Here is a 25,333-nt window from a genome sequence, read left to right as displayed (position 1 = left end):
GAGGAAACTTAGTTTTCGTTTTATCAAAACTAAGTTTTCATTTGACGGGAAAATCCTGAGGGAAATAAAAAAGGCTGCATTCAGAATGCAGCCTTCAGATTGATGACAAAGCCTTGGCGAGAGCCAAGGCTTTGTTGTTTAATCGGTCATGCTCAAAAAACCGACAGCCGCCCAGCACGAGTTAGAGATGGTGACCATCGAGATGCTCGTGCCCAAGGACCATCTGCTGCGCAAGATCGACGCGGCGGTGCATTTCGAGTTCATCCGCGAGAAGGTGGCGCATCTGTATTGCGCCGACAATGGCCGCCCGGCACTGGACCCGGTGGTACTCTTCAAGCTCTTGTTCATCGGCTACCTCTTCGGTATCCGCAGCGAGCGCCAGCTCATCCGCGAGGTCCAGGTCAACGTGGCCTATCGCTGGTTTGCCGGATTCCGTCTGACCGACAAGGTGCCGGACTCCTCCACCTTCTCCCAGAACCGGCGCCGCCGCTTCATTGATACCACCGTCTATCAAGAGATCTTCGACGAGATCGTGCGCCAGGCCATTGGACGCGGCATGGTCGATGGCCGCGTGCTCTACAGCGACAGCACCCACCTCAAGGCCAACGCCAACAAGAACAAGTTCGACTACGTTCAAGTTACCCAGACACCCTCGGCCTATCTGGCCGAACTGGATGCGGCTGTGGATATCGACCGTGCCGAGCATGGCAAGAAGCCGCTCAAGCGCGACGATGATGATGAGCCGCCCACCAAAGAGATCAAGGTTAGTCGCACCGATCCCGAGAGCGGCTACATGGTGCGCGACGACAAGCCCAAGGGCTTCTTCTACCTGGATCACCGCACCGTCGATGCCAAGCATTGCATCATTACCGATACCCATGTCACGCCCGCCTCAGTCCATGACAGTCAACCTTATCTGGCACGCCTGGATCGTCAGCGCCAGACGTTCGGATTTGATGTACAGGCCGTTGGCCTGGATGCTGGCTATTTCACACCGGCCGTCTGCCAGGGACTGGAGAATCGCGAGATCAGCGGCGTGATGGGCTACCGCACACCCAACCACAAGCCGGGGACATTCTTTAAACGGGCGTATGAGTACGATGCTTATCGGGACGAATACATCTGCCCGCAGGGTCAGCCCTTGCACTACAGCACCACCAATCGGCAGGGGTATCGGGAATACAAATCCAAGCCTGAACAATGCCGGGGCTGCAAGGTACGCGAGCAATGCACCAATAGCGCCAATGCGGTCAAGGTGGTGACGCGCCATGTGTGGGAGCGCTCCAAGGAGAAGGTGGATGATCGGCGTCGTACCGAATGGGGCAAGCGCATCTATGCCAGACGCAAGGAAACGGTAGAACGCAGTTTCGCCGACGCCAAGCAATTGCACGGACATCGCTATGCCCGCATGCGCGGCTTGCGCAAGGTCGCCGAGCAGTGCTTGTTGGCGGCGGCGGCCCAGAACATGAAGAAGATTGCCCTGCTGGTGGCGCGCTTGCGCGCGCTTTTACCGGGCTTGAACGCCTATGCCAGCGTACAAAAGTGGCTACAGAGAAAAATGAGCGCCTTGCTTAGCTTCTGCGCCATTGACCATCTGCAAATTACCTGCGCCTGAAAAACAAAACCCCGTGTTCGAAAACACGGGGTTCGTCATCAACCTGAAGGCTGCATTCAGAATGCAGCCTTTTTACTTTATAAAACTTTAAAACGATTTACATCGATCAGCGCACGATGGTCTGGGCTTCGCCTTCAGCGCGGGCGCGGATGGCGCCGATGCGGTAGACGGTTTCACCAGCGGCCTTCAGATGGGCTTCGGCGGCGTCGGCGTTTTCCTTGGAGACGATCACGGTCATGCCGATGCCGCAGTTGAAGACGCGATGCATTTCCGCATCGGCCACGCCGCCATGCTGCTGCAGCCAGGTGAAGAGCGGGGGCATGGTCCAGGACTTGGCGTCCAGCTCAGCGGTCAGGTGATCCTGCAGCACGCGCGGGATGTTCTCGACCAGGCCGCCACCGGTGATGTGGACCATGCCCTTGACTTCCAGCTTCTCCATCAGCGACAGCAGCGGCTTGACGTAGATGCGGGTCGGGGCCATCAGCACATCAGCCAGCTTGCGGCCGTGGAAGTCGGCTTCCAGGTCGGGCTTGGCCACGTCCAGGATCTTGCGCACCAGCGAGTAACCGTTGGAGTGGGCACCCGAGGAGGCCAGGCCCAGCACCACGTCGCCCGGGGCGATCTTGGTGCCGTCGATGATCCTGGACTTTTCCACCGCGCCGACCGCGAAGCCGGCCAGGTCGTATTCACCGTCCGGGTACATGCTGGGCATTTCCGCGGTTTCACCGCCGATCAGGGCGCAGCCGGCCTGTTCGCAACCGGCGGCGATGCCCTTGATGACATCGGTGGCCGAGGGCACGTCCAGCTTGCCGCAGGCAAAGTAATCGAGGAAGAACAGCGGCTCGGCGCCTTGCACCAGGATGTCGTTGACGCTCATGGCCACCAGGTCGATACCGACCGTATCGTGACGGTTCAGGTGGAAGGCCAGCTTCAACTTGGTGCCCACGCCGTCGGTGCCGGAGACCAGCACCGGTTCCTTGTACTTCTTGCTGATCTCGAACAGGGCACCGAAACCGCCAATGCCGCCCAGCACGCCTTCGCGGGTGGTGCGCTTGGCGAACGGCTTGATCGCTTCGACCAGGGCATCACCGGCATCGATATCGACGCCAGCGTCACGGTAGGAGAGGGAGACATTGGAAGGTGAAGTCATGATGAAATATTGCCAGTGAAGACGGTAAAATAGGGGATTCAGGGCTGAAGTGCCCCTGCCAAGCCGTGATTTTAACAAAACCGCCACCTGCGAACTCCGAATCCATGCCTTTTTCTTTGTCCGAAGAGCAAAAACAGAACCTGGCGTGGCTGATTGTCGGCATTTTGCTGTTGTCACTACTGGTGGCGCTGGGGCCGATGCTCTCGCCCTTCGTTGCCGCCGGCATCATCGGTTATGCGCTCAACCCCGGCGTGGACTGGATCGCCAGCCGCCGTCTCGGCCCGCTGCGCATCCCGCGCTTCGTGGGCGTGACCATCATGGTGCTGCTGCTGATCCTGGCCGGTCTGGCGCTGGTGCTGATCGTGGTGCCATTGGTACTGCGCCAGATCCCGCTGTTGCAGGCCCAGGTGCCGCCGCTGCTGGACAAGCTGAACGCCTTCCTCTCGCCGCGCCTGCATCAGCTGGGCATCGACGTGCGGCTGGACCTGGCCGGCATCAAGGCCTTGCTCACGCAACAGATCAGCACCAGCGGCGACGAGCTGTGGAGTTCCGTGCTGGCCTCGGCCAAGGTCGGTGGCACGGCGCTCTTGGCCTGGCTGGCCAATCTGCTGTTCGTGCCGATGGTGTTGTTCTACCTGCTGCAGGACTGGCATCCTTTCATCAAGCGCGTGCAGATTCTCATCCCGCGCCGCTGGGCCGCCCGCGTCAATACCATGGCGGCCGAGGTCGATGGCCTGCTGGGCCAGTATCTGCGAGGACAATTGCTGGTGATGCTGGTGCTGGCGGTCTATTATTCGGTTGCGCTCACCGTGGCCGGATTTGACAGCGCCCTTCCCGTGGGTGTGCTCACCGGCTTGCTGGTGTTCATCCCCTACGTGGGCTTCGGCCTGGGGCTGGTGCTGGCGATCCTGGCGGCCATCTTGCAATTCGATGGCGCCATGGGATTGTTGTGGGTGGCCCTGATTTATGGCGTGGGGCAGGTGCTGGAAAGCTTCATCCTCACGCCAAAGCTGGTGGGCGAGCGTATCGGCCTGCATCCGCTGGTGGTGATTTTCGCCTTGCTGGCCTTTGGCCAGTTGTTCGGATTCGTCGGCGTGCTACTGGCGCTGCCGGCCTCGGCCATTGTCTCGGTGATCGCCATGCATGTGCGACGCGAGTATCTGGCCAGCAATTTTTACAACCGTTGAAGAGTTTATGATCGATCACAGCCTCCCTGCCCTTGCAGGACGCTGCGCAGGCTCGGGCGCTTGGCGCCGTCCTGCATTAACTGGCCGCAAGCAGCTTGCGGCCTTCGTAGCTGATAGCCACCGATGAAACAGATTCCGCTCGATTTGAGCGCGGACCAGCCACAAAGCTTCGACAGCTTCGTGACCGGCCGCAACGCAGAACTGCTGGAGCGCTTGAAGCTGCTGGCCACGGCCGGCGTGGACAAAACCATCCAGACCGGCAGTGCCAGCACCGACCGCTTCATCTACCTCTGGGCCGAAGCCGGTGCCGGCAAGACCCACCTGCTGCACGCACTGGCCACCAAGGCCGGCCAGGAAGGCAACCGCGCGCGCCTGATCGGCGCCGATTCTCCCGAGTCCGCCTTCGACTACAGCCCGCAGACCAGCCATTACCTGCTCGATGACGTCGATCAACTGTTCGAGGAACAGCAGATCGCCGCCTTCAACCTGTTCAACCAGATCCGCGAACAGGGCGGCTGCATGGTCTGCACCGGCACCCTGCCACCGACCCGCCTGGAACTGCGCGAAGACCTGCGCACACGGCTCGGCTGGGGCCTGATCTATCAGGTGCATGACCTCTCGGATGACGAGAAGATCGCCGCCCTGCTGCAGATCACCCTGGACCGCGGCCTGGAGATTCCGCCGGCCGTGATGATGTACATGCTCACCCACTATCGCCGCGACATGCCTTCGCTGTCGCGCATGCTCGACGCGCTGGACCGCTACTCGCTGGCCACCAAGCGCGCCATCACCCTGCCCTTGCTACGCGAACTGTTACAACAGGAATCCGGAGAACAATGAACCTCGCCCTTTTCGATCTCGACCATACCCTGCTGCCGCTCGACTCCGACCACGAATGGGGAGAATTCATGGCGCGCATCGGCGCCGTGGATGCCGACAGCTTCCGCAAGGCCAATGACGAATGGTTCGCCCATTACCAGAACGGTACGCTGGACCCGGTGGCCTATCTCGAATTCGCGCTGGGCAACCTGTCGCGCTTCCCGCGCACGCAGCTCGACGAGATGCACCTGCAGTTCATGGAAGAAGTGGTCAAGCCCGCCATCCTGCCGCAAGCCGTGGCCCTGGTGAAGAAGCACCTGGACGCCGGTGACCTGGTGGCCATCGTCACCGCCACCAATCACTTCGTCACCAAGCCGATTGCCTCGCACTTCGGCGTCGAACACCTGATCGCCGCACTGCCCGCACTGGATGCGCAAGGCAACCTCACCGGCAAGCTCGACGGCACACCCACCTTCGGCCCCGGCAAGATCGTGCACACCGAAGCCTGGCTGGAGCGTCTGGGCTTCAGGCTGGATCAGTTCGAGCGCAGCTACTTCTACAGCGATTCGCAGAACGACATTCCGCTTCTGGAACGCGTGACCGATCCGATCGCCACCAACCCCAACGACAAGCTGCTGGCGCATGCCCAGGCGCGCGGCTGGCCGGTGCTGAACCTCTTCGCCGACGGCCACGCGCAATGATCAAGAAACTGATTCGCTCCATCCTCGGTCGCGGCAAGGCGGCTGCAGCCGAGAGTGCCGAGCCCGCAAAAAAGTCGCGCGCCAAGGCCGTCGCCGCAGGGGGCAAGATCGATCCCGACGTGCTCGGTCCCAAGCAGCATGGCATCGATCCGGCCCTGGTTTCACCCAACGCGGTGCGCGTGACGCAGACCCTGCAGGAAGCCGGCTACAAGGCCTTCATCGTCGGCGGTGCGGTGCGCGACCTGCTGCTGGGCATCAAGCCCAAGGACTTCGACGTCGCCACCAATGCCACGCCGGAACAGGTCAAGCAATTGTTCCGCCGCGCCTTCATCATCGGCCGCCGCTTCCAGATCGTGCACGTGATGTTCGGCCAGGAGCTGATCGAGGTCACCACTTTCCGTGGCGCCTCGGCCGAAGCCGCGCCCAAGGATGAACATGGCCGCGTGCTGCGCGACAACACCTTCGGCGAGCAGCATGAAGATGCCACCCGGCGCGACTTCACCATCAACGCGATGTATTACGATCCGGCCAGCCAGACCGTGCTCGATTACCACGGCGGCATCGCCGACATCCGCGACAAGAAACTGCGCATCATCGGCGAACCCGAAGCACGCTACCGCGAAGATCCGGTACGCATGCTGCGCGTGGTGCGCTTCGCGGCCAAGCTCAAGTTCACCATCGACCCGGCCAGCAGCGCACCGATCCGAGTGATGGCGCCGCTCATCGACAACGTACCGGCCGCACGCGTATTCGACGAGATGTTGAAGCTCCTCATGAGCGGCCATGCGCTGGCCTGCCTGCAGCAACTGCGCAAGGAAGGCCTGCATCATGGCTTGCTGCCGCTGCTGGACGTGGTGCTGGAACAACCCTTGGGCGAGAAGTTCGTCAGCCTGGCATTGGCCAACACGGATGCGCGCGTCAAGGAAGGCAAGGGCGTCTCGCCGGGCTTCCTGTTCGCCTCGCTGCTGTGGCACCAGGTGCTGGAAAAGTGGCGCGCGTACCAGGCGGCCGGCGAGTACCCGATCCCGGCGTTGCACCTTGCGGCCGATGACGTGCTCGACGCCCAGACTGAGAAGCTCGCCCTGCAACGCAAGATCGCCTCCGACATGCGCGACATCTGGGCCATGCAGCCACGCTTCGAACGCCGCGTCGGCAAGGCTCCGTACAAGCTGCTGGAACACCTGCGCCTGCGCGCCGGTTTCGACTTCCTGCTGCTGCGTTGCCAGTCCGGTGAACTCGATGCCGAACTGGGCGAATGGTGGGAAGCCTTCATCGCCGGCAATGGCGCCGAGCGCGAAGAACTGATCGCCCGCAAGCCGGCCGATCCTGCCGGCAGCAATGCTGGTCCGAAGAAACGCAAGCGCCGTGGCGGACGCAGCCGCAGCAAGTCGCCGGTCGATAGCGGCAGCAGCGACGGCAGCATCGAACAGGAGGCAGCGCCTGCCTCTGTCAAGACGCGCGCACCTGCCATTCAAGAGACTGGCGAGGCTGCTGGCGAGCCCGCAGACAGCGGCACCGGCGAGGCCCCCAAGCGCCGTCGCCGTCGTCGCGGCAGTAGCGCTGCCGGTGCTGACAGCGCGCCTGCGGGCGACGACTGAGCCACGTGGATCCATCCTTCACGCTGGCCTGGATAGGCATCGGCGGCAATCTCGGCGACGCCCGGGCCACCGTCAACGAAGCCATTGCGCACCTGGCCCGGCTGCCGCAGTCGCAACTGCTGCGCAGCTCCTCGCTGTACCGCACCGCGCCGATCGATTCGAGTGGCGATGATTACGTCAACGCCGTGGCGCTGGTGTCGACCTCGCTTACGGCCCTCGATCTGCTGCACGCCCTGCAGGCCATCGAGCTGCAACACGGACGCGAGCGCCCCTACCGCAATGCCCCGCGTACGCTGGATCTGGATGTGTTGATGTATGGAGATGCGCACCTGGACAGCACGGAGCTGACCGTTCCCCATCCCCGCATGGCGCAGCGCGCCTTCGTGCTGGCGCCCATGCTGGAGATCGATGAGAAGGTGGTGATACCGGGACTGGGAGCGGCGCGCGATTTTCTGGATGCGATCAAGGATCAGCCGGTCCGCCGACTCTGAACACTGAGACCAGCGATGCCGTTCAGACCGTGCCCCCGGTCGCAGTCCCCTTCCCCAGCGGCCGCAATTCGCTGAGCCGGCGATGATGTCCCTTCAGCCATAGCGGCAATTCATTGGCCGGCATGGGCTTGCCGATCAGATAGCCCTGCCCCAGGCTGCAACCGAAGTCTTGCAGCAGGCGCCAGTCTTCCATCGTCTCCACGCCTTCTGCCACCGTCACCAGCTCCAGCCGCTGCGCCATGTCCAGCGCCGATTGCAGGATCACGCGCAGGTTCTTGCGATCATGCGCGCCATGGACGAAGGAACGGTCGATCTTCAGTTCGGTAAACGGGATGCGCGCCAGCTGCTGCATCGAGGAAAAACCGGTGCCGTAATCGTCAATGGACAGGCCAAAGCCCTTCAGGCGCAACCGTGCCAGCATGCCCAGCGAATTGCCCTTGTGCGCGACCACCGAGCTTTCGGTGATTTCCAGCACGACGTTTTCAGCCGGCAATGCATGCTTGTCGACCAGCTCCAGAATGCGGTGCAGGAAGTCCGGCTGCTCCAGCGACAGCGGCGAAAGGTTCACCGCCACCTTGATCGCCAGGCCCCGGCTGTGCCAGGTGGCGGCCTGTGCCATGGCCTGATCCATCATGCTGATGGTCAGGTCGTGGACCAGGCCGGACTGCTCGGCCAGCGGAATGAAGCGGTCCGGCGGCACCATGCCGCGCTCGGGATGAATCCACCGCGCCAGTGCTTCCACCCCCTTGAGGATACCGGTCTGCACATCCACCTTGGGCTGGAAATACGGCAGCACCTGACCCCCGCCAATGGCCGCTCCGAGGTCGCTCTCACACATCGAAGGCAGCGGATCATCGTGCGCGTGCGCATCGCTGCCGTGCGGTCGGAAGGATTGCAGCGCCGCGCGCAACTGGCCCTGGTTGAGCGGCTTCTGCAGCACGCCGATCAGGTTCATGCCGAGGGCATGGATCATGGTTTCCACCGACAGCAGCAGCGAAGTCTCGCGACTGGAGGCCACGATCAGGGGAATGTCGATGCCCTTCTGCTGGAGGTGCTGGATCAGTTCGATGCCGTCCATGCCCGGCATCTCCAGATCGATCACCACCAGGCTCGGCGGGAGCTTGAGCAAGGCCAGCAGATCCAGCGCCTCGTTGCCGTTGCCGGCCTCGTAGATCAGATCGACGCCCAGCTCCTGCAGCAGTGCCACGCTGTGCTGGCGCTGCAGGGCACTGTCGTCGACGACCAGCGCGGATTCGATCAGCTCATTGAGATTCGCTAGCGGCATATTGTTCTATCACGGCGGAGATATGATCGAGCGGGAGGACGTCACCGACGCCGCCCATGTGTATCGCTTCTTTCGGCATGCCGAAGACCACGCTGGTGGCTTCGTCCTGGGCGTAGGTCGCGGCGCCGCAATCGGCCATCTCCCGCATCCCCCTTGCGCCATCGTCCCCCATGCCGGTCATGATGATGCCCACTGCATTGCTGCCGGCGGCCTTGGCCAGCGAGCGGAACAGCACGTCCACCGAAGGCTTGTGCCGGCTCACCAGCGGGCCTTCCAATGTTTCCACATAGTACTGAAGGCCATCGCGCTTCACTACCAGATGTTTCCCGCCAGGCGCAATCAACACCCGTCCCGGCAGTACCACGTCGTGATGTTCCGCTTCCTTGACATCGGCGCCGGAAATGCGGTGCAACCGTTCGGCAAAACTGCGGGTGAAGCGCTGCGGCATGTGCTGCACCACCACGATGCCGGGACAGCGCCGGTCCAATGGCCGCAGCACCCGCTCCAGCGCCTGCGGTCCCCCTGTCGAAGCGCCGATGGCAATGATGCGCGCAGTGCGGGGGCGATAACCATCTTCCAGTCCCGGCGCTGCCAGCACCGCATCGGCGGTGTGGCGCTGCAGCACCGCAGCGCAGCCGTCATCATGCAGCATTTCTCGCGATGCTGCTTTGACCGTGCGCAGCTTGAGAGCCGATGAGACGGGCCGTGCCGACATGCTCCCTGCGCCCCTCGCCCCCACCAAGGCAGCTGCCCGGATGGCACGGGCCAGTTCGGCCAGGGCATCCTGCAAAAAATCACGTACGCCCATTTGCGGCCGGGCAATCACCGACACTGCGCCGGCCGCCAGCGCTTCGGCCGTGATATCCCCTTCGCCGCCGGCGCGCACCGTGCAGATGACGACCGGGGTGGGCCGCGTAGCCATGATCTGGCGCAGGAAGGTCATGCCATCCATGCGCGGCATTTCAATGTCGAGCAGGATCACGTCGGGCCATTCCTGCTGCATCTTGCGCATGGCAAATACCGGATCGGGTGCGGTGCCGATGACACGGATATCGGCCGTCTGCGCCAGCAACTGCAGCAGCAGCTGGCGCACCACCGACGAGTCGTCGATGACCATCACGCGGATGGCTGCGCCGGGGTTCATTGCGGCCTCCGGTAAATGGACGGTGAGTGCATCTGCAGGTCCAGCGCCATGCCGTGCAGCGATTCCGAATGGCCCACCACCAGGTAGCCACCGGGACGCAGACGGGCGATCACGTCCTTCAACACCTGCAGCTTGATGTCGCAATCAAAATAGATGATGACGTTACGCAGGAAGATCAGGTCATACAGCCCATCCTCATGTTCGTGCAGCGCGGTCAGGTTGCGCTGGGCGAACTCGACCTTGGCACGCAGCTCCGCCTGCACCAGGAAATGGCCTTCGTATTCCCCCGTGCCGAGCAGGCAATACCGGCGCAGATACGGGCGCGAAATATTCTGCCCGCGTGCCATCGGATAAAGCGCCCGGCGCGCGAAGCGCAGCACGCGCTTGCTGATATCCGAACCGAATACGGACCAGCCACCGGCAGGCCGGTGATGATCCAGCACCATCGCCAGGGAGTATGCCTCTTCACCGGTGGCGCAGGCGGCGCTCCAGACGCGCAGGCTTTTCCGGTCGCGCCACTGCGGCAGCAGCTCCTGGGCCAGAAAATCGAAGTGGCTCTGTTCGCGAAAGAAATAGGTTTCGTTGGTGGTGATAAGGTCGATGGCGCGCTGGCATTCCTCGGCGCCGTCCGCGCTGCTGATGAGGCGATGATACTGTGCCAGTCCCTGCAGGCCGAGTTCCTGCAGGCGATGGTTGAGGCGGCTGTGCAGCAAGGCTTTTTTGGACAGCGGCAAATGCAGTCCGATCTGCTGCCTGAACAATTGCTGGAACAGCAGCATGTCCTGATCGCTGACGTCGGCGTCCGAGGATACGCTGGCCGGCCTGGCTGGCGCAGTGACACCGGCGGAAGTACCCGCACCGGCACCGGCATCGGCGCCATTGGCTCTGCCCGCCCTGCCTGTCAGCTTGCCGATGCCCGCCATGGCGCTACTCCTTTTCCGCTTGCGCCGACAGTACCGGCACGCCGCCCAGCGCGTCCTCGGCACTCATGCCCAGCAGGCTCGCCAGTTCGTCCACCGACAGCACGCGCTGCACGTCCAGCACCACGACGAAACGCTCGTTGACGTTGATCATCCCTTCGATGAAATCGGCGCGGATGCCGGCGCCAAAAGACGGGCGCGGCTCGATGTGATCGACTCCGATGCTCAGCACCGCACTGACCGCATCGACCATCACGCCCAGCAGCAGCAACTGCTCCTCCTGGATCAGTTCCATGATGATGATGCAGGTGCGTTTGGTTTCTACCGTGGGTGCGCGGCCAAAGCGCACCGACAGGTCGATGACCGGCACCACCGAGCCGCGCAGGTTGATCACGCCGCGCAGGAAATCGGGCATCAGCGGCACTTCGGTCAAGCCACCGAATTTGATGATCTCGCGGATACTGGCAATGGGCATGGCGAAGCTCTCGCTGCCCACCAGGAAGGTCAGGAACTGGCGGCTTTCGATGACTTCTTCCTGCTGCCGCTTGCGGATGGATTCGCCATTCAACGATACGCTGGGCATGGCTTGCTCTCCTTGCTGCCACCAAGGTCGGGTGGCGGATTGATGCGTGCGCGACCCGCAGGCGGCGAGTGTAACGAGATGCGCGACAAGAACGTAAAGGACATGGCAGCCACCTCAGAATCGCTTGAACGAGGATTCATCCACGCCCGCTGCATCCTCGTCCACATCCAGCATAGACAGCCGGCGCGAATGTTCGCGCTTGCTCTGCGCATCGTGGCGGGCGCGCTTGTCCTGCTTTGCGCCCGCGCCCGGCAGTTCGCCCGCGCTGGCGCCGGAGGCAGTCTTCTGCAACTCTTCCACGCGGAAGAAGCGCATCAGATCCTGCAGATGGATGGCCTGGGCGCTCATCTCTTCGGAGGTCGCCGACAGCTCTTCCGAGGCCGCCGCAGTCATCTGGGTAGTCTGCGCCATCTGGTGCACGGCATTGTTGATCTGTTCCAAACCGGTCGATTGTTCCGCCGAGGCGGCTGCGATCTCCTGCACCAGGTCGGCGGTCTTGCGAATCGACGGCACCATCTGGTTGAGCAGGCCACCGGCCTTTTCCGCCAGACCCACGCTGTTCTCGGCCACCGCAATGATTTCCTGGGCAGCAGTTTGCGAGCGTTCGGCCAGCTTGCGCACTTCGGCGGCGACCACTGCAAACCCCTTGCCATGCTCACCGGCGCGCGCCGCTTCGATGGCCGCGTTCAGCGCCAGCAGGTTGGTCTGATAGGCGATGTCATCGATGATGCCGATCTTGCTGGCGATCTGCTTCATCGCCGCTACGGTCTCCCGCACTGCCTCACCGCCTTCGGCGGCGGCGCTGGCCGACAGGCTGGCGATGCCGTCGGTGGTGCGCGCGTTGTCGGCGTTCTGGGCGATGGTGGAGGTGATCTCTTCCACCGAGGCACTGGTCTCCTCGACATTGGCCGCCTGCTGCGATGCATTGTGCGACAGGGCCTGCGAGGAGGAGGAAATCTGTTCCGATGCCGAGGCCAGGGCGCTGGCCGTGCCGCTGACGTCGCCGATGACGTCGGTCCATTTGTTGACCATCTGCTGGGTACTGTAGAGCACGCTCACCTTGTCGTTCTTGCGCAGCGGCACGATCACGGTGAGATCACCCTCGGCCACGCGGCGCAAGACGGTCATGGCATCGCGCGGCTCGCCCCCGATCTGCGAGCGGATGGTGCGATAAGCAAATCCGAGGCAGGCGAACAACACCACCACCGAGGCCGAGAGCAGCCACAGGATCTTCTGTTGCAGCTCGGCATAGTCATTACCGGCCCTGATGACGCGCGCCTGGGTGCGTTCGTCGACCTGGCGCAGGAAGTCGTTGATCGGTGTCATCACGCGGCCGAACAGGGCGCGGTAGGTCTGATCGAACACCAGTTCCTGCGCCATCGCCTGATTGGGCGCACCGACCACGGTGAACTTGCCCTCGCCATCATCGAACTCGCCCTTGACTGCATGAAAGGCGGTGATCTCGATGCGCGAGAGCTGGTCACCCAGCTTCAGGGCTTCCTGCATCTTGGCCAGTTCCTGTTCGGTGAAACCGGCGCGCTTCATCAGTTCGCTCAGCGGCACCGCCTGGGCACCCGCCTCCACCGGCAGTTTGCGGGCGCTCACCAGATCCCAGTTGAAACGGTCGTAGTTGGAGGGGCGCGCACGCTTGCCATTACGAATGTCGAGGATCATGTAATAGCGATCCTCATCATTGGGGTCGCCCGTGGTCACGTAGGCGCGGGCGAACTTGGTCATGTCCTCGGTCGTGCGGCGCAGTTCATTGGCCAGCGCGGCCGAGTCGTAGCGTGACTGGTGCGCGTGCTCCAGCGCGGCATTGGCGTGCTGCAAGGCGTCGGTGAGGCCGATCACTATCGCCACCAGGATGGACAACACTACCCCGAGCCAGATGAAGATCTGCTTGATGCTCATCCTGTTGGTCATCGATTCTTGCATGCTCGCTTCCCCTCGTGATGCGCGCGCATCGGCGGTGCCCCTCATGGCGCCGACGCCGCGCTGCGTTCGGCGTAGGCCGCCGTGTTGCCTTGTTCCTGCTGCTGGGTATGCTGGACCAGGTGCGGAATATCCAGGATCAGCGCCACCCGGCCATCACCCAGGATGGTCGATCCCGACAGACCCTTGACCTTGCCGAACAGGCGCCCCAGCGGCTTGATCACCGCCTGGCACTCGCCCAGCAGACCGTCGACCAGCAGGCCGGCGCGCAATTGTCCGTACTGCACGATCACCAGGCTCTTGCGCGCCCTGGCCTGCTCGCGTGCCGGCAAGTCGAACAGATCGCGCAACGGGACGAAGGGCAAGGGCTCGCCGCGAACCGCGACGATGTGGCTGGTGCTTTGCCGGGGCGGCATGTCGATGCATTCCACCACCATGTCCAGCGGAATGACGAACACGGCATTACCTACCACCACCTGGAAACCTGAAATGATGGCCAGCGTCAGCGGCAGGCGGATGCGCACCACGGTGCCGCGGCCGGCCTCGGTATCGATGGCCACCTCGCCGTGCAAGGCGTCGATGTTGCGCTTGACCACATCCATGCCCACGCCGCGACCGGAAAGTTCGGTGATCTGCTCGGCAGTGGAAAAGCCGGGTTCGAAGACGAAACGATAGATCTCGGCATCGCTCAATTCGGCATCCGGCGCCGCCAGTCCTTGTGCGATGGCCTTGTCCAGGATGCGTGCGCGATCCATGCCACGGCCATCGTCCATCACCTCCACCAGCACGCTGCCGGATTCATGCATGGCATTGAGCCGCAGCGAGGCCTTGGGCGGCTTGCCGGCGGCGATGCGCTCGGCGGCCGGTTCGATGCCGTGGTCGATGGCATTGCGCACGATGTGCATCAAGGGATCGGCCAGGCGTTCCACCATGGATTTGTCCAGCTCGGTGTCGGAGCCGGTCATCGTCAATTCGATATCCTTGTCCAGGTCGCGCGCAATGTCGCGCACGATACGCGGGAAACGCTGGAACACTTCATTGATCTGCACCATGCGCAAGGTCAGCGCGGCATCGCGGATCTGTTCCATCAGGCTGTCGATGGCCTGGGTGGCTTCCTCGAACTGGCTATCCTTGCGGCGGCGCGCGATCAGGCGCGCACTGGCCCCGGCAATCACCAGCTCGCCCACCAGGTCGATCAACTGATCCAGCTTGGAGACTTCGATCTTGATGAACTTCTGCTCCTGCGCGCGGCGCTCGTCCAGCGGGCGCGGACGTGCTCCCGCACTGGTAGCTGCCACCGGCACCACCGCCGCTGCGGCGTCCGCCAGCGAGGCGGCGCCCAGGCTGCGCCACTGGACTTCATTGAACAATCCCAGGCTGCGCCATTGACCGATCAGGCGCGCGGCATCCTCGCTGGCCAGGCGCTGCAGCACCGTGGCATAGTCAGCCAGTGGGCTGTGCGGCGGCAGGATGTCGATGCGGCTGTCATCGCGCACGAATTCGAAGACGTCTTCCAGCGTCTGCCGGGTCGAATCGGAGGCCAGGCAGATTTCCACACCGAGGTAGCAGCTCTCGGCATCCATGGTGGCGGCCTCGGGAATATTGGCCTCCACCGGCAGGATGGCGACGATGCGGCCCAGCGAGCGCAAGTAATACAGGAAGGACAGCGGATCGAGTCCATCGCGCAATACGTTCTCGTTGAACTGCAGCGACAGGTGCCAGTAAGGAAAATTGGCCGGTACCTGCCGAGCCGCGTCTGCGGGCGCCTCCTCTGCGGCGCCGTGGTCGGCCGGCGCGCTGACGGCGGGCCGCCTCCCCATAGGTGTCGACTCGCCGGCCGCGCCTTCACCGGGGGCGGTGGCCGACTGCGCCACGTGTTCCAGTTCGGTCAGCAGCGCGGCGCGGCGCTGGGCATTGGGTTCCTCGGTTTCCTGGTTGCGCTCGATGGCATCGACCAGTTCGCCGATGTAATCGCCACATTGCAACAGCAGTGACATCAGGTGCCCATTCAAGGGCAGGCGTTCTTCGCGGACCAGATCCAGCACGTGCTCCACCTGGTGGGTGAACTGCACGATGCTGTCGAACGCAAACAGCCCCGCCGAGCCCTTGATGGTGTGGGCGGCGCGGAAGATGGCATGGATACTCTCGCGCGTCGGGCCTTCCATCTCGATCTGCAGCAAGGCCGCTTCCATGGCCACCAGCAACTCGCGGGCTTCCTGGACCACGGCATCGCGGGCGGAGTCCTTCTTCATGCGGCCTCCACGGCGGGATGGAAACGCTCATGCAATTGCAGCAGGTCCAGCACGGCCAGGACCGCCGGACTGTAGACGCCGATTTCCAGATGACGGCCGCTGCTGGCCAGCTCGCGCCGCAACAGCAGCAGCAACTGCAGACCCGCGGTATCGAGTTCATCCACGCCGGCCAGATCGAGCACCACGTGCGTATGTGGCAGCGCCAATGCGTGCAGCAGTTCGGGCTTGCGCTCGGCCGCCTGGAAAATGGTCAGCGCACCGCTCAGGGTGAGCAGCAACCGGTCCTCTTGCACGGAATACGTCAGCGGCATCGTCGGGGTCTCGCCTTTCTTTTCAATGTCCCATGGCGCGCAGGTTCACGGCTGCACCAGCTTGGCCACCGCATCGAGCAGCACCGGTGGCAGAAAGGGCTTGTGTACCCACGCGCGGATGCCGGCGGCCTTGCCTTCCTGCTTGCGCGCTTCGCTGCTTTCGGTGGTCAGCATGATGACGGGGGTAAATCTGTAGGCGGGCATCTGTTTCATCTCGCGCACCAGGGACAAGCCATCCAGATTGGGCATATTGAGGTCGGAAATGACCAGGTTGAACTTGCGGCCATCCAGTTTCTTCAGGGCTTCCAGACCGTCGGCGGCTTCTTCGACCTGGTAGCCGGCGCTCTTCAGGGCGGCCGTAATGGTCTGCCGCAGGCTGAAGGAATCGTCGACGATCAATATGCACTTTTCCATCTCGGGTCCTTGCTGCCTCAGAAACTCAGAAAAAATCCACCTGCGAGGGCGGCGCGGGGTGGCCTTGCTGGCCGGCATGCATCTGGCGCTGCTCCTGGGTGGTATAGGTCTTTTCAAGATCGGCCAGCCACTGCTGCGGCGCGGGCAGCGCCTGCGCCGGCCATTGCTCGGTCGCCCCGCGCAGGCGCAGGATGTCTTGTTGCACGTGATCCAGGATCTGGCTGATGCGGTCCTGGAATTGCAGATGGACCAGGATGTCGCAGACCTCGCGGTCCACTTCGCGGCCTTCGTCTTCCAGCTCTTCCACGGTGGTGGTCAGCTTCATGGCCGAATGGCGGAAGTCGGCGATGATCTGGTCGATCACCGCGCGCGAGTTTTCGGCGATGCCACCGGCACTGGCGGTGGCCTCACCCGTGGCACCGATGGCCGCCATGATCTGCTGCCGCGCGCTCTTGGCGCGGGCGGCAATCTGGCGGCTGTTCTCGGCCGAGCGCTCAGCCAGTTCCTGCCAGCTTTGCTCGTCGCTAAGCAGATCGGTCACGCCGGTCTGTCCGGCCAGTTGCTCGTTCTGCTGGGCCAGGCGGCGAATCTCGTCATTGGCCGCCATGAGACTGTCGAACCTGGTCACCAGAACCTGGCGCGAGGCCAACATGCCTTCCAGCGCCGTTGCAATCGCGCCTAATTGTTCAGCTGCATTCTGTACGATATGAAGAATTTCACCATTTGTGCCGTGACTGGCCGGGTCCAGCGTGCTGCCGAGGCGCTCGTGGATGCCGACGAAGCGTGCGGTCAGGCTGTCGATGGCCGATTGCGTCTGCGCGCGGGCCAGTTGCACGTTGCCTTGCCACACCGGCAGCACTTCGCGCAGCAGCTCGGCCAGCGGCTCGCTGCCCTCCGTGGAACTGACCGGCGCGGGCGACGCCGGCAGCTCGGCGGCAGCCACAGCCGGCTGTGGCATTGGGACAGGCTGCGCCGCCGCCAGCGGCAGCGCCGGAGCGGGCAGGCAAGTCAGGTAGAAGGCGCCGCCGATCAGCAGGCCGACCAGCGCGCCCAGCCACCAGTGCTGGGCCAGCATCATGAACAGCAGCAGGTTCACCAGACACAGCACAGGCAAGATATTGCGAAGCGATTTCACAGCCACGTTTCCTGTTCGTTGTTGTCAGCTCGGAGCATCAAGGCAGGGTTACGGTACACGCAGCCAGCCCTGACGGTGTTTACGGCAAGAACTGGCGCTTCTTGGGGCAGTTGGGCCGGGTTTTACCAGATTTGACAGCCTTTACCGGCGCCGACTGCGGCATAACGCATGGATCCGGCACTAATGCGCCGCCAGGCCGGTCTATCCAGCGCGCACCAAGCCACAGTCTATTGTGCTGGCTGCCCGGGCCTTGCCTTGCGTGGAATAAAGGCCGAATTCCGGCTGAGTTGTCTGCACCGCCTGGCAATGGCCCACATATTGCTGCAAATCAATCAAAACCGCTGCGGCCGGTCAGCACCGGCCGGGGTGAAATCAACTACAATGCCGCACCCGGCGCGCCGGGGGAAAGACGCCATGGAACTGGAAAGCTACCGCTACATCGCAATCGACGGCCCGATCGGGGCCGGCAAGACTTCGCTGGCCACGCGCCTGGCCACGCTCTGGGGCGCGCAGGCCTTGCTGGAACAGCCGGAGGGCAATCCCTTCCTGGCCGAGTTCTATCGGGATGCCGCACGGCATGCCTTCCAGACCCAGGTGTTCTTCCTGCTGCAGCGCATGGGGCAGTTGCAGGCGCCGCTGGATCCGGAGCAGCTGGAAGGACGCTTCATCGCCGACTTCATGCTGGAAAAGAACATCCTGTTCGCTCAGCTGACCCTGGCCGGAGATGAACTGGCGCTCTATGACGCCCTGTATCGCCAGTTGCAGCCGCGGGCGCGCGTACCGGACCTGGTGATCCATCTGCAGGCGCCGCCCGAGGTCTTGCAGGCCCGCATCGCCGCACGCGGCATCGCCATGGAGGAAGCCATCTCCCTGGATTACCTGCAACGGCTGTCGGAGTGCTACAGTCAATTTTTCTATCACTACCAAGACGCGCCGGTACTGACCGTCAACACCGAGCATCTGGATCCGGCCCACAATGACGCCGATCTGGCCATCCTGCTGCAGCACATCCAGGAGATGCACGGACCGCGCGCCTTTCTCAATCACGGAGGTTGAATCTTTCATGGCAGGTTATCTTCAGGAATCGGGCGCCGCGCGCATCAAGCCGGTGACCACCCACACCCTGCAGGCGATGCGCGCCAAAGGCGACAAGATCAGCATGCTGACCTGTTATGACGCCAGCTTCGCTACGCTCATGGAGCGCGCCGGACTGGAAACGGTGCTGATCGGCGACTCCCTGGGCATGGTCTGCCAGGGCCACGATTCAACCCTGCCGGTGACGATCCAGGACATGGCCTACCACACGGCGGCGGTGGCACGCGGCACTCGCACCATGCTGATCATCGCCGACCTGCCCTTCGGCACCTACCCGACCCGCGAAGAAGCCTTCCGCAATGCCGCCGTGCTGATGCAGGCCGGCGCGCAGATGATCAAGATCGAAGGCGGCGTGTGGCTGGCCGATACCATCAGGTTCCTCACCGAGCGCGGCATTCCGGTGTGTGCCCACATCGGCCTGACGCCGCAGTCGGTGCACCAGCTGGGCGGCTTCAAGGTGCAGGGCAAGACCAGCGATGGTGCCACCCAGTTGCATGCCGATGCGCTGGCCGTGCAGCAGGCGGGGGCGTCCCTGGTGGTGATCGAGGCAGTGCCGGCCACGCTGGGCAAGGAAGTGACCGATCGTCTGAGCATTCCTACCATCGGCATCGGCGCCGGCCCTGATTGCTCGGGACAGGTACTGGTGATGCATGACATGCTGGGCGTCTTCCCCGGCCACAAGAGCCGCTTCGTGCGCAACTTCATGGAAGGGACCAGCAGCATCGAAGAGGCGGTGCGCCATTACGTGGCGGCGGTCAAGGACGGCAGCTTCCCGGCGCAGGAACATTGCTTCTGATTGCACGCCGCTTGCGCGGGACTGTGGACAAGAAAAAGGCCAGCGATATCGCTGGCCTTTGACTTTGCTGCAGATACTGATGCTGATACTGATGCGGATACCGATGCCGCAGCTTACTCGAAGAACTCCTTGACCTTATCCTTCCAGGTCTTGGTCTGCGGGCTGTGCTTGGCACCGCCTTCGGTGGTGAGCTGTTCGAACTCGCGCAACAGTTCCTTCTGGCGTTCGGTCAGCTTGACCGGGGTTTCCACCACGACGTGGCAGAACAGGTCGCCCGGATAACCGGAACGCACACCCTTGATGCCCTTGCCGCGCAGGCGGAAGGTCTTGCCGCTCTGGGTGCCTTCGGGAATGGAGAAGGATGCCTTGCCGTTCAAGGTCGGGGCTTCGATCTCGCCGCCCAGTGCCGCCTTGGCGAAGGAAATCGGCATCTCGCAATGCAGGTCGTCGCCATCGCGCTGGAATACGTCATGCGGCTTGATGTGGATTTCCACATACAGGTCGCCCGGAGGACCGCCGTTGACGCCCGGCTCGCCATTGCCCGAGGAACGGATGCGCATGCCATCGTCGATCCCTTCGGGAATCTTCACCTCCAGCGTCTTGTTGCGCTTGATGCGGCCGGCACCGGCGCAGGTGGTGCAGGGTTCCGGAATGATCTTGCCGCTGCCGTGGCACTTCGGGCAGGTCTGCTGGATGCTGAAGAAGCCTTGTTGCATGCGCACCTGGCCATGACCGCCGCAGGTGGTGCAAGTGACCGGCGAAGTGCCGGGCTTGGCGCCACTGCCGTGGCAGGTATCGCACTGGTCCCAGGACGGCACGCGGATGGTGGTGTCGAAGCCGTGGGCGGCCTGCTCCAGGGTGATCTCCAGGTTGTAGCGCAGGTCGGCGCCGCGATAGACCTGCGGACCGGAATTGCGGCCGCGGCCACCGCCGCCACCGAAGATGTCACCGAAGATGTCGCCGAAGGCATCGGCAAAGCCACCCGCGCCGGCACCGCCGCCTGCTCCCATGTTGGGATCGACGCCGGCATGGCCGTAGCGGTCGTAGGCCTCGCGCTTCTGCGGGTCCGACAGCATCTCGTAGGCTTCCTTGACCTCCTTGAACTTGTCTTCCGCACCCTTGCTGTCAGGGTTGCGGTCAGGATGGTACTTCATCGCCAGCTTGCGATAAGCCTTCTTGATTTCGTCGTCGCTGGCGTTCTTCGCCAGTCCGAGCACTTCGTAAAAATCGCGTTTTGCCATGTTGTATAACCCACCTTGTTATTGTGTTCCGTCGCTGCTGCGATGGCTTGCATCTGCGGCCGCGCAAGCACGACCGGAAACCAACAATGTGAAAAAGCCGAGTTCAGCTTTTGACTGCGGACTCGGCGTACCGGCCTGGCCGAAAGACAACCCGGCCGGGTGGATGCTGCGGAAGCTCAATTCCTAAAAATCCGCCCGGGCTGCGGTAAACCGCACCCGGGCGCGAGCGCTGACGTCAGGTGAAACGACGCGTCAGTCCCGGATTACTTCACTTCCTTGAAGTCGGCGTCGACCACATTGTCGTCCTTCGGTGCAGCACCACCGGCTGCGCCCGCCTGGGCACCGGCAGCACCAGCTGCACCACCGGCGGCAGCGGCTTGCGCCTGCTGGTCGGCATACATCTTCTCGCCCAGCTTTTGCGCGGCGGTCGACAGGGCGGCGGTCTTGGCATCGATGGTGGCCTTGTCGTCACCCTTCAGTGCTTCTTCCAGGTTCTTGATGGCAGCTTCGATGACTTCCTTCTCGCCGGCTTCCAGCTTGTCGCCGTATTCGCCCAGGGCCTTCTTGGTCGAGTGCACCAGGGCATCGCCCTGATTGCGGGTTTCGGCCAGTTCCTTCAGGCGCTTGTCTTCCTCGGCGTTGGCCTCGGCGTCGCGCACCATCTTTTCGATCTCTTCTTCATTCAGGCCGGAGTTGGCCTTGATGGTGATCTTGTTTTCCTTGCCGGTGGCCTTGTCCTTGGCGCCCACGTGCAGGATACCGTTGGCGTCGATGTCGAAGGTCACTTCGATCTGCGGGGTGCCGCGCGGTGCCGGCGGGATGCCTTCCAGGTTGAACTCGCCCAGAGCCTTGTTGCCCACGGCCATTTCGCGTTCGCCCTGGTAGACCTTGATGGTCACGGCCGGCTGGTTGTCGTCGGCAGTGGAGAACACCTGGCTGAACTTGGTCGGGATGGTGGTGTTCTTCTTGATCATCTTGGTCATGACGCCGCCCATGGTTTCGATACCCAGCGACAGCGGGGTCACGTCCAGCAGCAGCACGTCCTTGCGGTCGCCCGAGAGGACCGAACCCTGGATGGCAGCGCCAACGGCCACGGCTTCGTCGGGGTTCACGTCACGGCGCGGATCCTTGCCGAAGAATTCCTTCACCTTCTCGATGACCTTGGGCATGCGGGTCATGCCGCCGACCAGGATCACGTCGTCGATGTCAGAAACCTTCACACCGGCATCCTTGATGGCGGTACGGCAGGGTTCGATGGTCTTGGAGATCAGCTCCTCGACCAGAGACTCCAGCTTGGCGCGGGTGATCTTCAGGTTCAGGTGGACCGGCGCGCCATTGGCCATGGCGATGTAGGGCTCGTTGATCTCGGTCTGTTGCGAGGACGACAGCTCGATCTTGGCGCGTTCGGCCGAGGCCTTGATGCGCTGCAGGGCAATCGCGTCCTTGGACAGGTCCAGGCCGTTGATCTTCTTGAATTCGTCGATGATGTAGTCGATCAGGCGCTGGTCGAAGTCTTCGCCGCCCAGGAAGGTGTCACCGTTGGTGGACAGCACTTCGAACTGCTTTTCGCCATCGACGTCAGCGATTTCAATGATGGACACGTCGAAAGTACCGCCGCCCAGGTCATACACGGCGATCTTGCGGTCACCCTTTTCAGCCTTGTCCAGGCCAAAGGCCAGTGCGGCTGCGGTCGGCTCGTTGATGATGCGCTTGACGTCCAGACCGGCGATGCGGCCGGCGTCCTTGGTGGCCTGGCGCTGGGCGTCGTTGAAGTAGGCCGGGACGGTGATGACGGCTTCGGTGACTTCTTCGCCCAGGTAGTCTTCGGCGGTCTTCTTCATCTTGCGCAGCACTTCAGCCGAGATCTGCGGGGGTGCCAGCTTCTTGTCGCGCACGCCGATCCAGGCGTCGCCGTTGTCGGCGGCCACGATCTGGTAGGGCATCAGGTTGATGTCCTTCTGCACTTCCTTCTCGGTGAACTTGCGGCCGATCAGGCGCTTGGCGGCGTAGATGGTGTTCTTGGGGTTGGTGACGGCCTGGCGCTTGGCGGGTGCGCCGACCAGGATTTCGCCGTCGTCCTGATATGCAATGATGGAAGGCGTGGTACGTGCGCCTTCGGAGTTCTCGATCACCTTGGGCTGGTTGCCTTCCATGACGGAAACGCAAGAGTTGGTGGTGCCCAGGTCAATACCAATGATTTTTCCCATGATTTTTCCTTCGTTCTTTCAGCCCTGGATGTCGGGCTACAGGTGTTTTGAATGGTTTGAATATGTGGAGGAAAGATGGACTTTCAAGCGCCGAAACCACCGAAACAAGCAAAAATGATGCCTTTTGCGCGTTTCCCCTTCCGGCGCCGGTCCGCTTACTTTCCCTGGGCCACCGTCACCAGCGCCGGGCGCAGCAGACGGTCGGAAATCATATAGCCTTTTTGCAGCACGGCCACGACCGTGTTGGCTTCCTGCTCGGCCGGCACCGCCGAGACGGCCTGGTGCTTCATCGGGTCGAGCTTCTCGCCGGTCTGCGGGCTGACTTCCTGCAGCTTGTTCTTCTCGAAAGCCGAGGAGAGTTGTTTCAGGGTCATGTCCACGCCTTCCTTGAGCGACTCCAGCGAGGCGTTTTCGATCTTCAGGGCCATTTCCAGGCTGTCCTTGACCGCCAGCAGCGACTCGGCGAAGCCTTCGATGGCGAACTTGTGGGCCTTGGCGATGTCTTCCTGGGCACGGCGGCGGATGTTCTCGCCTTCGGCACGGGCACGCAGGAAGGCATCCTGCATTTCGGCAACCTTGGCTTCGGCGGCGGCCAGCTTGTCTTCCAGCGTGGGTTCGGCAGCAGCCGCCGGGGCAGCCTGCTCGGCGGTCGCGGTGGCTGCAGCAGCGGCAGCGGCGTCAGCAGCCTGGTTGTCTTGCTGGACGGATGGGGATTCCTGTTTTTCCATGTCTTGCATTCCTGAATTACCTCCAACAAATCAATAAGTTACGTGCGTTCGGCGAGAAGTGCAGTGCGCCGTCCAAACGGGATGCGGCTCAAGTAGGGCATGTCCCTGCTTTTTCAAGGGCTTTTTGGCACTTTCCGGCGACTTTTTGCCTATTTCTGCGATTCAAGAAGAAAAAATGTTACGCGCACTTACAGAAATTACTAAGGCTGGCTTCAAGTTAATTCGAGCCCGACCTAAACTGAAGTTGAATTCCCGCCCGCTGAGGCTGACTTGCCTCCGGCTTCCCCTCGTCTCTTGTCGCGCCAACAAGGTGTCATCATGAAACTGCCACTGATTGCGGCCACCATCCTCGTTGCCTTGTATAGCCTGCTGGCCACGGCCTGGATCAGCTATACGCATCTGGTGAGCGAATACACGCTCTGAACGCCTGACAGGCCCGGTTTTGGCTTGTATGAAAGTTTGTGACCGGCCTGGTCAGGGCCATCTCGTTGCCGGGCAGCCAGCAAAAGGCGTTCAGCCCGCTATTTTAGCAGGCTGAATACAGGCAGCCGCCGTGGCGTGGCGGCGATATGAAGGTTTGGGCAAAATTACCGATCTGCCCCGAGCGCTCTGGCGCGCTCGGCAGCAATGGCCTGCTGGCGCGACGTCTCCTCGCGGGCGGCGGCATTGCTCATGGTCGGCCAGCCGGCCAGATGCTGTTCCACCAGCTCGACCATGCCCTGAATCCAGGCTGGCGATTCATTTAAGCAAGGGATGAAGTGAAACTCCTTGCCGCCGGCGTGGAGGAAGTCTTCCTTGACCTCCATGGCGATTTCTTCCAGCGTTTCCAGGCAATCGCTGGTGAAACCGGGACACATCACATCGATGCGGCGCACGCCCTGGCGGCCCAGCTCCTGGGCGGTCGGGGCGGTGTAAGGCTGCAGCCATTCGGCCTTGCCGAAGCGCGACTGGAAGGTGACCTGGTACTGGTCCTCGGTCAGGCCCAGCGATTGGGCCAGGAGGCGCGCGGTCTTGTAGCACTCGCAGTGATAGGGATCGCCCAGCATCAGCGTGCGCTTGGGCACACCGTGGAAGCTCATCAGCAACTTGTCCGGACGGCCGTGCAGTTCCCAGTGGTCCAGCACCGACTGGCGCAGCGCCTGTATATACGCTTCCTGGTCGTGATAATTGCGGATCAGCCGCAGCTCGGGGATGTTGCGGACCTGGCGATAGTGATCGAAGACCGCATCGAAGATGGAGGCCGTGGTCGTGCCCGAGTATTGCGGATAGGCCGGCAACACCAGGATGCGCGTGCAACCCTGTTCCTTGAGCTGGTCCAGCACCTCGGGCAGCGAGGGCGTGCCATAACGCATCGCATACACCACCTGCACCTGATGATGGCCGCGTGCGGCCAGCTGCGTGCCCAATGCCGCCGCCTGGCGCTGCGTATGCACGCGCAGCGGGGAGCCGTCCTCGGTCCAGATGCTGGCGTATTTCTCGGCCGACTTGGAAGAACGGAAGGGCAAGATGATGCCGTTGAGAATGAACCACCACACCGCCCGCGGGATTTCCACCACACGCGGGTCGGACAGGAACTGCTTCAGGTAGCGCCGCAGGGCGCCCGCGTTGGGGGCATCGGGCGTGCCCAGGTTGACCAGCACGACTGCGGTCGAGGACGGGCTGCCGTGGGTGTAGGGAGGTTCTTTGCGGAAGGCCATAGTGGATTGGGTCGATGTTCTTGGTGTTCTTG

Annotated in this window: 22 protein-coding genes; 8 read left to right on the top strand and 14 right to left on the bottom strand. The window is 62.7% G+C overall.

Features of this window, described 5'->3' with window-relative positions:
• Nucleotides 1–148: 148 nt before the first annotated feature.
• Nucleotides 149–1,615: an IS1182 family transposase gene (locus AACH55_RS03085; RefSeq protein WP_338715542.1), complete on the top strand. Its 1,467-nt coding sequence runs from the start codon at nucleotides 149–151 to the stop codon at nucleotides 1,613–1,615.
• Between the two features lie 106 nt (nucleotides 1,616–1,721).
• On the opposite strand, the gene purM is transcribed toward AACH55_RS03085, so the two are convergent.
• Nucleotides 1,722–2,765, bottom strand: coding sequence for a phosphoribosylformylglycinamidine cyclo-ligase (purM, locus tag AACH55_RS03080; RefSeq protein ID WP_338717950.1), 1,044 nt, complete (start codon nucleotides 2,763–2,765; stop codon nucleotides 1,722–1,724).
• A gap of 104 nt (nucleotides 2,766–2,869) precedes the next feature.
• Between purM and AACH55_RS03075 the strand changes: the two genes are divergently transcribed.
• From AACH55_RS03075 to folK, 5 genes are all read left to right on the top strand, one after another.
• Nucleotides 2,870–3,952, top strand: coding sequence for an AI-2E family transporter (locus AACH55_RS03075; RefSeq protein WP_338717949.1), 1,083 nt, complete (start codon nucleotides 2,870–2,872; stop codon nucleotides 3,950–3,952).
• Nucleotides 3,953–4,075: 123 nt separating this feature from the next.
• Nucleotides 4,076–4,792, top strand: coding sequence for a DnaA regulatory inactivator Hda (gene hda, locus AACH55_RS03070; RefSeq protein WP_338717948.1), 717 nt, complete (start codon nucleotides 4,076–4,078; stop codon nucleotides 4,790–4,792).
• On the top strand, nucleotides 4,789–5,472 hold the full coding sequence (locus tag AACH55_RS03065) for an HAD-IB family hydrolase (RefSeq protein ID WP_338717947.1): 684 nt from the start codon (nucleotides 4,789–4,791) through the stop codon (nucleotides 5,470–5,472). The genes hda and AACH55_RS03065 overlap by 4 nt, the downstream gene beginning before the upstream one ends.
• Nucleotides 5,469–7,070 (top strand): polynucleotide adenylyltransferase PcnB, encoded by a 1,602-nt coding sequence (gene pcnB, locus AACH55_RS03060; protein WP_338717946.1) that lies wholly within the window; start codon nucleotides 5,469–5,471, stop codon nucleotides 7,068–7,070. The genes AACH55_RS03065 and pcnB overlap by 4 nt, the downstream gene beginning before the upstream one ends.
• 5 nt (nucleotides 7,071–7,075) lie before the next feature.
• On the top strand, nucleotides 7,076–7,561 hold the full coding sequence (gene folK / locus AACH55_RS03055) for a 2-amino-4-hydroxy-6-hydroxymethyldihydropteridine diphosphokinase (RefSeq protein WP_338717945.1): 486 nt from the start codon (nucleotides 7,076–7,078) through the stop codon (nucleotides 7,559–7,561).
• Nucleotides 7,562–7,583: 22 nt separating this feature from the next.
• Here folK and AACH55_RS03050 read toward each other — a convergent pair whose 3' ends face one another.
• The 9 genes from AACH55_RS03050 to AACH55_RS03010 all read right to left on the bottom strand — a co-directional run bounded on the left by AACH55_RS03050 (nucleotide 7,584) and on the right by AACH55_RS03010 (nucleotide 17,537).
• Complete coding sequence (locus tag AACH55_RS03050; protein WP_338717944.1) at nucleotides 7,584–8,846, bottom strand: EAL domain-containing response regulator; 1,263 nt, start codon at nucleotides 8,844–8,846, stop codon at nucleotides 7,584–7,586.
• Nucleotides 8,824–9,990 (bottom strand): chemotaxis response regulator protein-glutamate methylesterase, encoded by a 1,167-nt coding sequence (locus AACH55_RS03045; protein WP_338717943.1) that lies wholly within the window; start codon nucleotides 9,988–9,990, stop codon nucleotides 8,824–8,826. Before AACH55_RS03045 ends, AACH55_RS03050 begins: the two co-directional genes overlap by 23 nt.
• Complete coding sequence (locus AACH55_RS03040) at nucleotides 9,987–10,769, bottom strand: CheR family methyltransferase (RefSeq protein ID WP_338720154.1); 783 nt, start codon at nucleotides 10,767–10,769, stop codon at nucleotides 9,987–9,989. The genes AACH55_RS03045 and AACH55_RS03040 overlap by 4 nt, the downstream gene beginning before the upstream one ends.
• Before the next feature lie 148 nt (nucleotides 10,770–10,917).
• Entirely contained in the window at nucleotides 10,918–11,493 is a 576-nt protein-coding gene (locus tag AACH55_RS03035; RefSeq protein WP_338717942.1) for a chemotaxis protein CheW, read from the bottom strand.
• Nucleotides 11,494–11,607: 114 nt separating this feature from the next.
• Complete coding sequence (locus AACH55_RS03030) at nucleotides 11,608–13,428, bottom strand: methyl-accepting chemotaxis protein (RefSeq protein WP_338717941.1); 1,821 nt, start codon at nucleotides 13,426–13,428, stop codon at nucleotides 11,608–11,610.
• A gap of 41 nt (nucleotides 13,429–13,469) precedes the next feature.
• Nucleotides 13,470–15,677 carry a chemotaxis protein CheA gene (locus tag AACH55_RS03025; RefSeq protein ID WP_338717940.1) on the bottom strand — a complete coding sequence of 736 codons (2,208 nt, stop codon included), beginning with the start codon at nucleotides 15,675–15,677 and terminating at the stop codon, nucleotides 13,470–13,472.
• The gene (locus tag AACH55_RS03020) at nucleotides 15,674–15,988 is read right to left on the bottom strand and encodes an STAS domain-containing protein (protein ID WP_338717939.1); all 315 of its coding nucleotides are present in this window, start codon (nucleotides 15,986–15,988) and stop codon (nucleotides 15,674–15,676) included. Before AACH55_RS03020 ends, AACH55_RS03025 begins: the two co-directional genes overlap by 4 nt.
• 45 nt (nucleotides 15,989–16,033) lie before the next feature.
• On the bottom strand, nucleotides 16,034–16,402 hold the full coding sequence (locus AACH55_RS03015) for a response regulator (RefSeq protein WP_338717938.1): 369 nt from the start codon (nucleotides 16,400–16,402) through the stop codon (nucleotides 16,034–16,036).
• Nucleotides 16,403–16,427: 25 nt separating this feature from the next.
• The gene (locus AACH55_RS03010) at nucleotides 16,428–17,537 is read right to left on the bottom strand and encodes a chemotaxis protein (RefSeq protein ID WP_338717937.1); all 1,110 of its coding nucleotides are present in this window, start codon (nucleotides 17,535–17,537) and stop codon (nucleotides 16,428–16,430) included.
• A 414-nt stretch (nucleotides 17,538–17,951) separates the two neighbouring features.
• On the opposite strand from AACH55_RS03010, the gene AACH55_RS03005 reads away from it, so the two are divergent.
• Both AACH55_RS03005 and panB read left to right on the top strand, forming a co-directional pair.
• On the top strand, nucleotides 17,952–18,593 hold the full coding sequence (locus tag AACH55_RS03005) for a deoxynucleoside kinase (RefSeq protein WP_338717936.1): 642 nt from the start codon (nucleotides 17,952–17,954) through the stop codon (nucleotides 18,591–18,593).
• A 7-nt stretch (nucleotides 18,594–18,600) separates the two neighbouring features.
• Nucleotides 18,601–19,428, top strand: coding sequence for a 3-methyl-2-oxobutanoate hydroxymethyltransferase (panB, locus tag AACH55_RS03000; RefSeq protein WP_338717935.1), 828 nt, complete (start codon nucleotides 18,601–18,603; stop codon nucleotides 19,426–19,428).
• Between the two features lie 113 nt (nucleotides 19,429–19,541).
• On the opposite strand, the gene dnaJ is transcribed toward panB, so the two are convergent.
• The 4 genes from dnaJ to hemH form a co-directional block, all read right to left on the bottom strand.
• The gene (dnaJ, locus tag AACH55_RS02995) at nucleotides 19,542–20,669 is read right to left on the bottom strand and encodes a molecular chaperone DnaJ (RefSeq protein ID WP_338717934.1); all 1,128 of its coding nucleotides are present in this window, start codon (nucleotides 20,667–20,669) and stop codon (nucleotides 19,542–19,544) included.
• 263 nt (nucleotides 20,670–20,932) lie between these two features.
• Nucleotides 20,933–22,876, bottom strand: coding sequence for a molecular chaperone DnaK (gene dnaK / locus AACH55_RS02990; protein WP_338717933.1), 1,944 nt, complete (start codon nucleotides 22,874–22,876; stop codon nucleotides 20,933–20,935).
• Nucleotides 22,877–23,031: 155 nt separating this feature from the next.
• Nucleotides 23,032–23,613: a nucleotide exchange factor GrpE gene (grpE, locus tag AACH55_RS02985; RefSeq protein ID WP_338717932.1), complete on the bottom strand. Its 582-nt coding sequence runs from the start codon at nucleotides 23,611–23,613 to the stop codon at nucleotides 23,032–23,034.
• A 578-nt stretch (nucleotides 23,614–24,191) separates the two neighbouring features.
• Complete coding sequence (hemH, locus tag AACH55_RS02980) at nucleotides 24,192–25,301, bottom strand: ferrochelatase (RefSeq protein WP_338717930.1); 1,110 nt, start codon at nucleotides 25,299–25,301, stop codon at nucleotides 24,192–24,194.
• Between the last annotated feature and the right edge of the window lie 32 nt (nucleotides 25,302–25,333).

The sequence above is a fragment of the Herbaspirillum sp. DW155 genome (genome assembly GCF_037076565.1).
GTDB lineage: Bacteria > Pseudomonadota > Gammaproteobacteria > Burkholderiales > Burkholderiaceae_D > Herbaspirillum.
Note: the sequence above shows the minus strand (reverse complement) of the source record. Positions and strands in the feature narration are given on the sequence as shown.